The sequence below is a fragment of the Sulfitobacter sp. F26169L genome (assembly GCF_026410285.1).
Classification (GTDB): domain Bacteria; phylum Pseudomonadota; class Alphaproteobacteria; order Rhodobacterales; family Rhodobacteraceae; genus Sulfitobacter.
Window position 1 is genome coordinate 411709 of sequence record NZ_JAPMLP010000001.1, and the last position, 12929, is coordinate 424637.

Genomic DNA, 12929 nt, shown 5'->3' on the forward strand with positions numbered 1-12929 from the left:
TTATTTTACCGCCGGACGCAGGCCACTGGGCCGCCACATCAGAATTGCCATCATCAGGATCATGTTCGAGGCCAGCGCCAGCTTTGGTGCGAGGTAGCCGATGTAGTTGGCTGTCAGCCCCACGATGATCGCGCCCAGCAGCGTCCCCTCGATCGAGCCGAGGCCGCCGATGATCACAACGATGAACACCACAATCATCATTTCGCCGCCCAGTGCCGGGGTGATCAACGTCTCGTATCCCGCCCACATCGCGCCGCCCAGTGCCGCCAGCGCAGAGCCGAGCATGAACACACCGATGAACAGACGGTTGATCTTGAAGCCGAGGCTTTCGACCATTTCACGGTTTTCCACGCCCGCGCGGATCAGCAGGCCAACACGGGTGCGGTTCAGCAGGCCCAGCAGGCCGACAAAGACCACCGCGCCGACACCGAAGGCGAAGATTCGGTAAATTTCGATGCTGACATCGCCGATGATCCACGCACCATCCAGAAAGGACGGGCGCGGCACAGTGACAGGGGTGCCACCCCAGACCGCAAGAATGATCTGCTCGGACACGATCAGCGCGCCCATGGTGATCAGAATTTGGCGCAGGTGGTCACGGTACACAGGGCGAATAATCACGGTTTCAAAGAACAGCCCCGCCGCCAGACCAAAGGCAATTGCCGCCAGCAGAGCAAGCCCCAGCGCGGCAGAGGCGAGCAGCACGCTGTCACTATCAAGCCATCCGCCCAGTGCCGCCAATACACTGGCCGCAACAAAAGCGCCAAAGCTGACAAAGGCGGAGTGGCCGAAGTTCATCACATCCATCAGGCCGAACACAAGGCTGAGGCCTGATGCCATCAAAAACACCATCATCCCCATCGACAGCCCCGCGATGGTCAGCGTGACCCATGACGAGGGCGCGCCGATCAGCACAAATGCAATGGCGGCCAATGCAACAGGCAGCAGGTTCACACCGCCGAACCGGCCTAGTGTGTTTGACAGTTTATCCATGGAATTCCTCATGCGGACAGCCCCAGAAGCTGTCCTTGCAAATCGCTGTTTGCGGCGAAATCGGCCATTGATCCGCGATGAACCACGCGGCCATCCTCGATCACGGCCATATCGCGGCCAAGACCACGGGCAAAGTTGAAATTCTGCTCGACCAGCAGAATGGTTGTGGTTTGCGAAATCTCGCGAAAGGCCTCGCTCATCGCGGCGACAATTGACGGGGCGAGGCCCTTGGTCGGCTCGTCGATCAGGATCAGGTCACGCTGCTCGATTATGGCGCGTGCCACAGCCAGCATCTGTTTTTGACCACCAGACAAGCTCCACGCCTGTTTTGACCAGAACTTTTCCAATGCGGGGAACAGATCATAAATTCGTTTCAGGCGGATCTGGTCAAACTTTCCCTTTGCAGTGGCGAGGATCAGGTTTTCCTCAACTGTCAGCCCGCCAAAGATCCCCATATTCTCAGGAACGTAGGCAATGCCTTTTCGCGCAATATCGGCAGTGGCCATGCCTGCGATATTACTTCCCTGAAATGTGACAGAGTTCGGAGAGGGCTGCCACAGCCCCATGATAGAACGCAGCGTGGTGGTTTTGCCCGCGCCATTACGGCCCAACAGCACAAACACGCCGCCCTCGGGAACATCAAAACTGATCCCGTGCAGCACGGCATATTGGCCGATATCGGTTTTCATGTCTTGGACGGACAACAGGGTCATGCTGTTTCCTCTGTCGCGGTGCCAAGATAGACATCACGCACGATCTGGCTGGCCATTACCTCATCGGGTGCGCCGTCTGCCAGCAATTCGCCGTTGTGCAGCACAATGATCCGGTCGGCCAATGCGCGCACCACGTCCATCTTGTGTTCGACCAGCAGAACAGTTTTTGTCGGGTCCGATTTGATTGTCGCGATCAGGTCCAGCACGGCAGGGGCCTGATCCAGCGACATACCGGCAGTGGGTTCGTCGAACATATAAATGTCGGGCTCCATCGCCATCAGCAGGGCCACTTCCAGCTTGCGCTGATCGCCGTGGGGCAGGGCAGAGGCAGGCATGTGCGCCTTGTCGTTCAGCCGCGCGGCCTCCAGATATTTCTCGGCGCTGTTTTTCAGGGCGCTCAGACTGTTTGCAGGGCGGAACAGGCCCCATCCCGCACCGGCACGGGCCTGCACCGCAAGGCGGATATTCTCAAGCACCGAAAGTTGCGGAAATAGGTTGGTCAATTGAAACGCCCGCCCGATCCCGTGGCGTGCACGCGATGACGGTGACAGATTGGTGATATCTGTATTGCCCTTGTGTACCTTGCCCGAAGTGGCAGGCAACTGGCCGGAAATCAGGTTGAAATAAGTTGTTTTACCAGCACCGTTCGGCCCGACGATTACTGTCGTCTCACCGGGGTGAAAGGCACAGGTGACGCGGTTGACAGCAACATGGCCGCCAAAGCGGATCGTGAGATCAGTGGTGGTGAGGGAGGGCTGGGGCATGGGGATTTTGCAATTCGTTAAAGTGTCCGGCCCGCGCATGTGTGGCGGGCCGGACCAGTTGGTTAATCGTTTGTACGACCAACGGGGATATTCATCTCGTCCGCTTCGATGATGCGCACCAGATCGGGGATCGCCCAGTCAACATCATCATCAACACGGATTTTGAAGTGGACCATGGATTGCAGCGCCTGATGGTCTTCGGGGCGGAATGTCATTGTGCCTTTCGGGGTTTCCCATGACATGCCTTCCATTGCGGTGATCAGATCTTCAGTCTCATAGCTGGTTGCGGTTTCGAGGGCTTTGACCACAGCCAGAGCAGCCGCCATACCACCTGCGGTAAAGAAATCAGGCGGGCCGTCGAAACGCTCCTGATGGGTTTTCACCAGCCAGTTGTTGACCGGATTGTCATAGGCTTCGTAGTAGTAATAGACCGCGCCCTCCATGCCGGGGAAACGCTTGTAGGTCGGCAGAACGGGCAGGATATGACCACCCATCGAAATTTCGATGCCGTAACGATCAGGGTCAAGCGCCTGAATCTTGCCCGGTGCATCACCGCCACCGGCAACATAGACCAGAATGACCTTGCGGCCTTCCTTGTCCTTTAGGGCGTTGAACATACGCTCGGTTGCGGCAGTGAAATCTGCGGTGCCCTGGGGCACGTACTCTTCGGTGACAACAGTGGCACCACTGCCATCCAGCGCATCCTTGAACGCGGTAATGCCATCACGGCCAAACGCATAATCCTCGGCCAGTGTCGCCACAAACAGGTTCTCGTCAGGTTTCAGCGCAAGCGCCTGCGCCTGCATGTCCATGGATGAGTTGCGCGACGTTTTAAAGATATAGCGGTTGCTGTCCGGCCCGGTCAGGCTGTCGGCAACAGCCGGTTCTACGATGAGGATTTTTTCGTATTCTTCAGCGATGGGCAACATACCTTTGGTCACACCGGATGATGTGGCCCCGACGGCCAGCAGCACTTCGTCATCGCCATAGGCTTCGGCCAGTACGGCGCGCGCGACATCGGGTTTGAACTGCGTGTCCTTGATGATCACTTCGATCGGGCGGCCCTTCACCTCATTGGTGCCATCGGTCGCGTACTCCAGCCCCAGTTCAAATCCCGTCTGCGCCTGTTTTGAGAAAGCTTCGAAGCTTGAGCCGGACAAACCGTGGATCAATGCGATCTTGATCGGGTCCTGCGCCCATGCCGCGCCGCACAGGGCCAGCGATGTTGCAATAGTTGCGGCGAACCGCGTGAATGTCTGCATTTTATCCTCCCAGATCAACAGGTCCGGCAGTTGCGCCACCGGTTCCCATCGTTTACGTATACTCCATCATCCGGGACATCAGAGCGCGGGGCAAGATCGTGGAAATACGTATCGATGACTGCTACAAAGAAGGCCGCTTTGCCGAGCTGGCATTCGCTTATGCGCCAATCGGTCTGGTGGTGACGGAAAACAGGGTGATTTGCGAATGTAACAAGGCGTTTGCGCAGATGTTCGGCTATGCGCCGGCAGATTTGCGCGGACAGTCCTTTGCCATCCTGTACCCGTCCGACGCAGAATTCGTAAACATCCGTGACCGCGGGGTCAGCAAATTGCGCGAATTCAATTCCTACTGGGACGAACGGATCATGGCGCGGCGCGATGGTAGTTTGTTCTGGTGTCGTGTGCGGGGCCACTCGTTTACGCCTGACACGCCGCTGGCCCGCGCGGTGTGGAGCTTTGCCGATCTCTCTTCCGAGCGGCCATACTCTCCGCTGACACGGCGCGAGCGTGAAATCCTCAGCCACCTCAGCGAAGGTCTGACCAGCAAGGAAATTGCCCTGCAACTGGACATCTCGCACCGCACCGTTGAAGTTTACCGTGCAAAACTGTTGCGGAAATTCAAGGTGAATAACACCGGCGGTCTGTTCCACTCCATCGGTGGGATCGGCGGCGAACATCTGGCATCACCAGCGGATAAACCGTAATGCCGGCAATAAAAGCGGTCAGGGCAGAACGCCGGATATGCCCGTGACATCAAAGAACAAGTCGCCCGAACGAGGACCAGATTACAATATGGACAAAGAACTATTGCACCGTGCATCCCTGCTTTCAAAGGAAGGCAGGCCGCAAGAAGCTTCTGAAGTTTGGAAGCGTGTCCTTTCAATGAATAAAGTAAGTATTCCAGCGATCAAGGGGGCTTTGGGCGCAGGATTACAAAACCGGTAATTTCGACGTTTCCCTACCATTTCTGACAGCAGCCTATGGCGAGTTGCCTGACAATCAAACCATCGTTGATCTGCTTATCCGAAGCTATCATGGTTGCGATCAGCCCGCGAAGGCGGTCGCGTTGATAACGCAGCATTATCCAACCATTCAGGATATCGCGGCATCACCTAATTGCGTAATTTTCGCACGTATTCTTGCAGCCAACAATCGGATTTCAAAGGCAATCTCGGTTTTGCACGAAAGAATTGCCTTGAAACCGGACGATATAAATGCACGCAAATCAATGGCTGTCCAACTGGGGCGGCAAGGACGGGTAAGTGAGGTTGAAGCCATTTTGCCAGCCGAACCGGCAGCGGGAAATCCGGCGCTGCTGTCCGTGCTGGCGCGCGCGGCACTCCATCGGGATGATGCAAGCCAATGTCTTGCTTATGCGGAGATGATGGGCGCCCTGCAAACAAGCCCCGAAGCCGCGCACAGGTTCAGAAAATCAGCTTTGCGTTTGCAAGCTGAACTGGAAGCGGAGTCAAATTCATCTGCATCCGATATCAATGTTATCGCCATTCTGGGCATTTCGTTCTGCGGCAGTACGATGCTCAGCTCCGTCTTGGGAGCGTTGGACGGGTGTGAAAATCTAAGCGAAAGCCACGCAATTACAAAGTATCGCCGCGCAGCACGGGAAAGCGGTGAGTTCGACTTTGACAACGGCAAGGTCGAAGACCTGGTGCCATGCAGTTCTTGCGGTAGCAACTGTGAGGTATTTGACTTTGAGTTCCGAAAAGCCCTTCAGGCAGACCCGACAAACCGACTTTTAAAGATTTGCAAACACATCGGGTGCAAAACAGTCATCACGGCTGACAAGACCGAAATAAGGGTAGTGGACCCGCTGCAAAGGTACAAAGCGGTGATCCTTTTCAAGACGCCGTACAATGCCTTTTGTTCCTTTTACAAACGTCAAAAACGCTGGCTCAAAAGTGATACGGTAGAAGGCAGTATAAATGCGTTTCTGACGGTGTATAAACGCGCTTATTCCAGCTTCTTAAATGAACATGCACCTAAAGAAGGTCGTGTCTTCATGCACTGGGACAGCTTTGTCACCGACCAGGCAGACCATCTTGAAATACTGTGCAAAGAACTGGATCTCGTTTTTGACAAAGACGTTCTTACTTCACGACCAGACCCGCAACATACGTTTGGCGGAAATGGTCCCGTGCGAAAGGCCGCGAAAGAAAGCGAAGGAACCGTGAAGATCACCAGAAAAGCCATATCAACTTCCGAACAGGACTTGTTCAACCGTTTGGCAGATCAGGACGAAGACCTTCAGATCCTCTATCAACAGCTTATGGACCAATACCGAGAAACATTCGGGAGAATGTAGAAAACAAGTTTAAGGATTAATTTGTGATCAAGCACTCGTCGCTCCCCTATCCCGACGCGTTTGTTAAGGATTACCTCGAACTGGCCACCGGCCCGAGGCAGACTATATCCTAAACAACCCGCCATTTATCCGGGCCAAGCGGATTCGTTGGGGGATGGCCATGCCGAGACTTTGCGGAAAGCCCATCCGCAAATGCCGCGGAGTCCGGATCTTGGTATGTTTTGTTGGGAAAAAGGGGCTTTGGCGACGCGGGACCACAAAACGATTACCCCAGCGCGAGGGCCAAGGCCACCCCTCATCCTACCAAACGTGGGCAGTTTGCGGCGTAATGAAAATCAGTGTCATAGAGACGCGACGGCCGTTTATTGCTGGAAGAGAGGTTGATTCCCTAAGTCACATCGAAACAGATCCGGGGCGGCAGCTGGTTTGTGAGCAATCGTTGGTTGGGAGTTTCCCGTCTATTAAGGATTAGAAGGGGACCCAAGGGCATATTTAACGGGATGGCAGAAAGGAGAAGTGTGATTTTGTGTTCAAAATTTTGCGTATACTTCCCTCAGTGAGGATATTTGGTTCCAATATCTGAGGAGGGGACGGCCGCCGCGTTTTCGATTGTATCGTATAGCGGCAACTTCTCAAAGCACTGGCAGTGATCTGGTTGAAGGAGGGGCTATGCGGCAGAAGCGGATGTTAAACTGCGAATACGTTAAGGAACTGCGTCCTCAACGAAACACCAGGAATGATTTCATCTGAAACCTTCAGGCTCCTTCCCCCTCTCGAATGTCTGTGCGCGGGGGGGGCGTCTTCACCAAGTAAAATCGTGTAACTCTCACGATCAAAGTTAACGGCGATGAGGAAACCGTTCCGTGCCCCATCGCCATGATCTTTACGTTGCCTTGCGCGATTTCCTGCGTGAAACAATGCCGAATGCGCCTAACGCTCCCAGCAACAAAGGAAGACCTGCTGGCAGAGGTACTACACTAACAGGAGGACCGGAATTACAGAAGTTATTTGCCGGTGATGGAAGACAAACTTGAGTAATAGTACCTAATCCGACCGAGTGGCTCAAACCGCCTTCTGCGCCAGTAGCCTTAGCATACGAAAATTCTTGCTCGCCGGTGTGATCGTTTCGAATCATGAGGTAGGTAGGGCTATTACCGATTTTCATGATCGCATACAGCGCATCAGTGGTGAATGGATCGCCGTTGTCTTGTTTGCCGTATTCCACGTCAACCCCAGTGAACAACGGGCTAGTGCCCGTCATTGACAGAATTACAGAATTCACCCATCCGGCTTCACTTGCGCTGCCCGAATTACTGGGTCCATCAAACATCTCACCGGGATCGCCGAACCCAAATGCATTGCCAGTATAATACAGCGCTGAACATGCCTCCGAACATGTCACCGTGCCACGCAACGCTCCTTCTACACCGCCGACGCCAGTTGATGCTGGATCAGTAATATCGGTGTCATTGAAAATCTGTATCGTGGTCGCACTTGCTGCGCCCGTCATGGCGATGCAGGCAAATAAGCCGGCGGCAATTGTCTTCTTCAGGTCAAGCATTTCGAAACCCTCTCGAATAAAATTTTAGTTTTGCATAAAAATTGCAGCGAACTCAAATGTACTTGAGCCTATAATTACATAGTGATGCCCCATAATCAACTTATTGTTGCCGGAATGGTAGTTATTCACGTTAAGGTAGATTTGGCATGCGGCGTGACCCCATAGTTCGCCTCAAGGTAGTAAAGACATGTCAGTTCAGGACTGATTTTTAGCGCTCACAAGGAAATTTGTGTTCATCTGTTGACCTGTTTCGGTTCTGCTGCCCGACAGATTCGCAGGTATTTGATGGGTTGATATCGTCAGGATGGAAAGCTGAGCGAGCTTGAAGCCGCCCGCTGCCGCAAGACGATCTGGTCGCAAAATAACGGCGCGGTCAGGAGTCGCTGGCCACTTCTAAGTCTGTTGGATCAGGAGAATGTTCGACTTGCGCCGCTTGGGAGACGCCCGGACAGATCCGATCTGTTCTCCGACGTCGCGATCGCGTTTGAGCTGTCGACCAATCCGCCGGAATGGCGGACAGCGTTGTGGGTTCTACTGTCGAGACCACCGCCGTTTGCGATCACTGGTTGCTGTGAGCGGGTCGCGCACGGACCGCGTATCATCTCTCAGCCGGTCCTCTAGAGCGCAGGACGGCTGAAATCCAAATCCGAGTGGCCGTGATGCATCGATTCTCTATACTAGACACTGGCGAAATCTTGAGCGTGGTTCGTGTGTTTGAGCCGAACCCAAGGGCAGGGCACGCACCAGTCGCCGGTTCCTGCAAGACGAACTTGACAGTGCGCCTTATTTTGGTCCTTACGTGCGCCTTATTTTGGTCCTTTTCACAAAATAAAAATTAATAAGAAGGCCCGTGGGGGCTTGGATCTATTGAGTGAGCTGTAGAATGAGAAAATCAAAAGCGGCCTTTGCCGCCCAAAAATCTGCGGGTGTTCAAATCTTGCCACCTGAGTTTGACGCCGATTCCATCCATGCGTTTTTCGAAAGCGGAAAGCCAACTTCAAACCAAAGCAACTACAACGCATTCTCGGCGCTTCAGTCGGCGGATAATATGGCACGCGTCGATTTGAGCGACCGTGCACGGCCCTTGCGCGACAGAGAAGACAAAATTGTAGAAGAAGATAAGGACACTGGTCTGGGCTTTGATGACACGGAGGGCGCTTTCGCCAAACCGAGCCATGCAGGTGGTGGCGGAAAAGGCCGCACTAAAAACAAAGATGCTGAGCCGGAGCCAACACCGGAACCCACGGAAGAGGCCGACCCGACGCCAATTGCGACTAGCCCGGACGTGGAGCCGGAGCCAACTTCGGAACCCACGCCAGAGGCCGACCCGACGCCAATTGCGACCAGCCCGGACGTAGAGCCGGAGCCAACTCCGGAACCCACGCCAGAGGCTGACCCGACGCCAATTGCAACCAGCCCGGACGTAGAGCCGGAGCCAACTCCCGAACCTGCTCCTCAACCAATGGCTGGCGAGTTCAATATTGATGTCGAGTTTTATGGTGCGTGGACACAAGAGTACAAACAGGTTTTGTACGAGGTTATCGATCAGATCGAAACGATAATCTATGGCGATCTTCCTGACGTTAACGGAACTGACGATTTCAAGCTATGGGCAGGTGTCGGATCAATCGACGGTGCAGGCGGCGCTTACGCAATGGGAAACACTGTTTATCAGCGCGCCGACAGCGATCTTCCGTACGAGGGTTTTTTCAAGCTGGATGAGGCCGATGTTGCGAAAAGCTACTCCGACGGCAACCTTGATGATGTAATAGTACACGAAATTTTCCACGCACTGGGCTTTGGTACCGCATGGGATGAAATGGGGCTGACCAAGGAAATCGGTGGCGTTACTCGGTTTACCGGTGAGAACGCTATCGAAGCGTACAACACCAGCTATTCGGGTTTGGCCGCGTCGGACCCCTATTCACATTTGGGTGTTCCAATGTCGAGCGATGATGCGCATTGGGATCATGCGACATTTACAAAGGACGTTATGACCACATCTATCTACAAGGACGGCAATGTGTTGTCTGATATGGACATCGCCGCGCTGGAGGATATGGGGTACGAAACCATCTACGGGGATGATTTCCTCTTCGTCTGACCCTTAGGCGCTGACGCCATTTATTCAGCGGCGGGTTTGCCACCCGCCAGCTTGGGCGCTGCCCATTCTGTGTAGGGGTATTCAGGCAGGACAGGGCGTTGAACGGTTTACCTTCCATCTGCGCTTTGGCCTGCCGCTCTTCCTCAAGTTCATCGAGGTATTTGAGGAAGAGCATCCAAGATGATTGCTCTGCATAATCCAACACCGAGTTGCAGTCGAATTTTTGAAACATGATGCCGTCGAGGGTTTTGAAGGTTTGTTCAAACTTGAAAGCTATTCTTTCAGCGATTTGCCGCGTAAGGCGGCGGGGCGGTTGGCAAAACGCTAGGCGGGCTGAACTTTCTTGATCAATTCGCCCTGCCGCTCAGTTGAGACGGGGCAATAGGCGCTGACAGTGGTGATCACGCTGGAATGCCCGATGTTCTGGAAAAAGGCTTTGAATGCTTCGCGCGTTAGGTAGGCGGTGTCTGTCCATTTCACCAGAGTTTTGCGGAAAGCGTGGGGCGTGAAGGGGGTTAGGTCGGCGCGCGTGAAGGCGTCTTTGATTGCTGCCCGAATAGCATTGGCGTTTCGGTAAGTCTCACGCCGCAATCCTACGACTTTGACCTCTCCGTCGATGGGCTTGTGCATCGGAGGCGGGAAAAGCGCGTCATCTGGCCCGAAGAGTGCGGCGTCTTTGAGGTGGGCCACCCACAAAGTGAAACAGGTGAGATATTTGGGATCAACGGGCAGGACGTACGTTGCGATTGTCTTGGAGTTCTTGGTCTTCACGTCACGGGCATCCTGATAGAAGCAGCCGTCGATTATGTTAATGTGTTTGAGGCGGAGAGAGGCAACCGCGCCATCGCGCGCGCCTGTGAGCATTAGTAAAGCGAAGAGCGCTTTGTTGCGGCAATAGATCTCCGTCGCTTCGGGCATGTTTGAGCACCCATGTCGCGCCATTTGCATAGAAGGAGATGGGGTGTCGCGCACTATGCTGGCAATGCGCGCACCTTTGGCATCCATGTTGAACTAGTCGGCATCAGAATGGCGGTTGCGGCTCTTGTATCCACTCTGCTCGGCTAGGGGAACGAGGTGATCACGCCGCATCTTCATTTTTCAAGCTGGGATGGCCCAAATCTTGTTTGTAAAGTCGAACTCGGCCCGCTTGGCGTTTCTGATTTCGCCCGGGCGCTGGGCGAGCATGGCAAGTAACTGCAATCCGATGCGAGTTGAGGCTTGACCGTCGAACTGTGCAACTTTGCGCATGAGCTGGCCCAGTGCCTTTGGGTCTGTGATTGCTGCGCGATGCAGGCGGGTAGGGCGGATCAATGCGTCTCGCAGAGCATAGGTAGGGTCAGCATCCGCAACACCACTCGCGACTGCATAGCGAAAGACAGAGCCGATGCGGGCGCGTAGACGGTGCGCGGTCTCGTAGTTGCCCTTGGCTTCTACCTTGCGTAGCGTTTTGAGAATAAGCGGCGCGGTGATCTCTGTGATCGGCTTGTGTCCAAAGTCTTGGTTGGCAAGTTTGAGGTGGTATTCGGTCTTGTCCAACGTGGCTTTGGATTTCCCCTCTTTGCGTTGTTTTGCCAAAAATGCGTGACCCAACTTCTTGAAAGTCTCTCCCTTGGCCGCTTCTCTAACGCGCCTTTCTTCTTGTTTGGCTTCATTGGGATCGATGCCCTGCGCCAATAGAGCCTTCGCCGCGTCGCGGGCTTTTCTGGCCTGTGCCAAGCTGTGAGCAGGATAATCGCCAATGACGAGCAGTTTTTCTTTGCCATCGACTCGATATTTGAAGCGCCATGACCTCGAGCCACTAACTTTGATCAAGATAAACAGGCCTTCGAAGTCGCTTACCTTGTAAGCCTTTTGGGCGGCTTTGAGATTTTTGATCTTTATGTCGCTCAACGGCATGGTGGGGGTACGCACCTTTTTCAGATTTCATCGTACCCCCAATAATACCCCCAAACAGGGGGTACGTTGCTGGATGCTATAAAACAGCATCGGACGAACGATCTCGATAAAACCTATATAACACAGGGTGTTTCGGATGTCTTTGGACTATTCTGGATGATGAAATGGTGCCCCCACACGGACTCGAACCGCGGACCTATTGATTACAAATCAATTGCTCTACCAGCTGAGCTATAGGGGCACTGGGCGGTTCTCTAATGCCTATGATCCGAACGTGCAAGAGGATTTTATCATCCTTTTGCAGGTTTTACAGCAGAGTTACAGACGGCTATACGGAGACGGAAACAGATGGACGGATAAGAATGAAACTGGTCTTACATGTAGGTGTGCATTTTACGGAAGAAGACCGGCTGATGAAGTGCCTATTGCGTAACGCGGACGAGCTTGCGGCGCAGGGGACAATGGTTCCCGGCCACGGCAGATATCGCGGTATCATGCGCGAAACCCTCAATGCTATGGTGCGCGCAGAGCCGTCGGATATGGCGCGCGATGTACTGCTGGATGCGATGCTCGACGATGTTGAAGCGCAGAGGTTGATCCTGTCGGATGCCAACTTCTTCCGGACCCCGAAAACGGCAGTGCAAAACGGTGTTCTATACCCCGCCGCGGCAGAGCGTATGTTGAATATGTCGCGTATATTCGCCCAGGACGACATCGAAATCTTCATGGGGATTCGCAATCCCGCGACATTGCTGCCAATCTTGCATAGTAAATCGGGCGATCAGTCGGTCGAGAGATTCTGGGGGGGGCGCGACCCGCGTGATATTCAATGGTCGCACACGATCGGCATGATCCGCGATGCAGCGCCCGAGGTGCCGATCACCGTCTGGTGTAACGAGGATACACCGCTGATCTGGGGGCATATTATCCGCCAGATGGCGGGGCTGTCGGATGACCAAAAGATTATTGGCGGGTTTGATTTGCTCAGCTCGATCATGAGCGCAGAGGGCATGAAGCGGTTTCGTGCCTACCTCAAAGACCATCCGATCATGACCGAACACCAAAAGCGCCGCGCAATCGCGGCGTTTCTGGATAAATATGCGCTCGAGGGCGAAGTTGAGGAGGAACTCGACATGCCCGGATGGACCGAGGAACTGGTCAGCGAGATGAGTGAAATCTATGACGATGACGTTTCTGAAATCGCTCGGATGTCAGGTGTGAGGGTGCTGATGCCTTGATGTCCCGCGCTTTTCGGGGGCCATTGTTCTGTGTGGATTTGACGTGCTAGGCGTTGGGCACAGTGCCGCATAAGGAGC

13 protein-coding genes and 1 tRNA gene are annotated in these 12929 nt (G+C 54.2%); 5 read left to right on the forward strand and 9 right to left on the reverse strand.

From position 1 onward, the window contains the following. From OS189_RS01890 to OS189_RS01905, 4 genes are all read right to left on the reverse strand, one after another. On the reverse strand, positions 1-993 hold the full coding sequence (locus OS189_RS01890; protein WP_267165582.1) for a branched-chain amino acid ABC transporter permease: 993 nt from the start codon (positions 991-993) through the stop codon (positions 1-3). Positions 994-1001: 8 nt separating this feature from the next. Beyond that, positions 1002-1706, reverse strand: a complete 705-nt coding sequence (locus OS189_RS01895) for an ABC transporter ATP-binding protein (protein ID WP_267165583.1) — start codon at positions 1704-1706, stop codon at positions 1002-1004. Beyond that, positions 1703-2470 (reverse strand): ABC transporter ATP-binding protein, encoded by a 768-nt coding sequence (locus OS189_RS01900; protein WP_267165584.1) that lies wholly within the window; start codon positions 2468-2470, stop codon positions 1703-1705. Before OS189_RS01900 ends, OS189_RS01895 begins: the two co-directional genes overlap by 4 nt. 62 nt (positions 2471-2532) lie before the next feature. Next, entirely contained in the window at positions 2533-3732 is a 1200-nt protein-coding gene (locus tag OS189_RS01905; protein ID WP_267165585.1) for a substrate-binding domain-containing protein, read from the reverse strand. A gap of 98 nt (positions 3733-3830) precedes the next feature. Here OS189_RS01905 and OS189_RS01910 point away from each other — a divergent pair, with 98 nt between their 5' ends. From OS189_RS01910 to OS189_RS01920, 3 genes are all read left to right on the forward strand, one after another. Then, a complete protein-coding gene (locus OS189_RS01910) occupies positions 3831-4436 on the forward strand; it encodes a LuxR C-terminal-related transcriptional regulator (RefSeq protein ID WP_267165586.1) in 606 nt (201 codons plus the stop codon). Between the two features lie 88 nt (positions 4437-4524). Next, positions 4525-4677 carry a hypothetical protein gene (locus OS189_RS01915; protein ID WP_267165587.1) on the forward strand — a complete coding sequence of 51 codons (153 nt, stop codon included), beginning with the start codon at positions 4525-4527 and terminating at the stop codon, positions 4675-4677. 43 nt (positions 4678-4720) lie between these two features. Further along, positions 4721-6052, forward strand: a complete 1332-nt coding sequence (locus OS189_RS01920) for a tetratricopeptide repeat protein (RefSeq protein WP_267165588.1) — start codon at positions 4721-4723, stop codon at positions 6050-6052. A gap of 883 nt (positions 6053-6935) precedes the next feature. Here OS189_RS01920 and OS189_RS01925 read toward each other — a convergent pair. Continuing rightward, complete coding sequence (locus tag OS189_RS01925; RefSeq protein WP_267165589.1) at positions 6936-7613, reverse strand: VPLPA-CTERM sorting domain-containing protein; 678 nt, start codon at positions 7611-7613, stop codon at positions 6936-6938. Positions 7614-8496: 883 nt separating this feature from the next. On the opposite strand from OS189_RS01925, the gene OS189_RS01930 reads away from it, so the two are divergent. Continuing rightward, the gene (locus OS189_RS01930) at positions 8497-9717 is read left to right on the forward strand and encodes a hypothetical protein (protein ID WP_267165590.1); all 1221 of its coding nucleotides are present in this window, start codon (positions 8497-8499) and stop codon (positions 9715-9717) included. On the opposite strand, the gene OS189_RS18680 is transcribed toward OS189_RS01930, so the two are convergent. The 4 genes from OS189_RS18680 to OS189_RS01945 form a co-directional block, all read right to left on the reverse strand. Then, positions 9617-9949 carry a type I restriction-modification system subunit M N-terminal domain-containing protein gene (locus OS189_RS18680; RefSeq protein ID WP_416237435.1) on the reverse strand — a complete coding sequence of 111 codons (333 nt, stop codon included), beginning with the start codon at positions 9947-9949 and terminating at the stop codon, positions 9617-9619. The two genes, OS189_RS01930 and OS189_RS18680, sit on opposite strands and share 101 nt — an antisense overlap. Before the next feature lie 92 nt (positions 9950-10041). After that, positions 10042-10635, reverse strand: a complete 594-nt coding sequence (locus OS189_RS01935; RefSeq protein WP_267165591.1) for a site-specific integrase — start codon at positions 10633-10635, stop codon at positions 10042-10044. A 180-nt stretch (positions 10636-10815) separates the two neighbouring features. After that, positions 10816-11628 (reverse strand): tyrosine-type recombinase/integrase, encoded by an 813-nt coding sequence (locus OS189_RS01940; RefSeq protein ID WP_267165592.1) that lies wholly within the window; start codon positions 11626-11628, stop codon positions 10816-10818. A 150-nt stretch (positions 11629-11778) separates the two neighbouring features. Next, positions 11779-11854 (reverse strand) — tRNA-Thr (locus OS189_RS01945). Between the two features lie 121 nt (positions 11855-11975). Here OS189_RS01945 and OS189_RS01950 point away from each other — a divergent pair. Further along, positions 11976-12851, forward strand: coding sequence for a hypothetical protein (locus OS189_RS01950; RefSeq protein WP_267165593.1), 876 nt, complete (start codon positions 11976-11978; stop codon positions 12849-12851). The last annotated feature ends 78 nt before the right edge of the window (positions 12852-12929 follow it).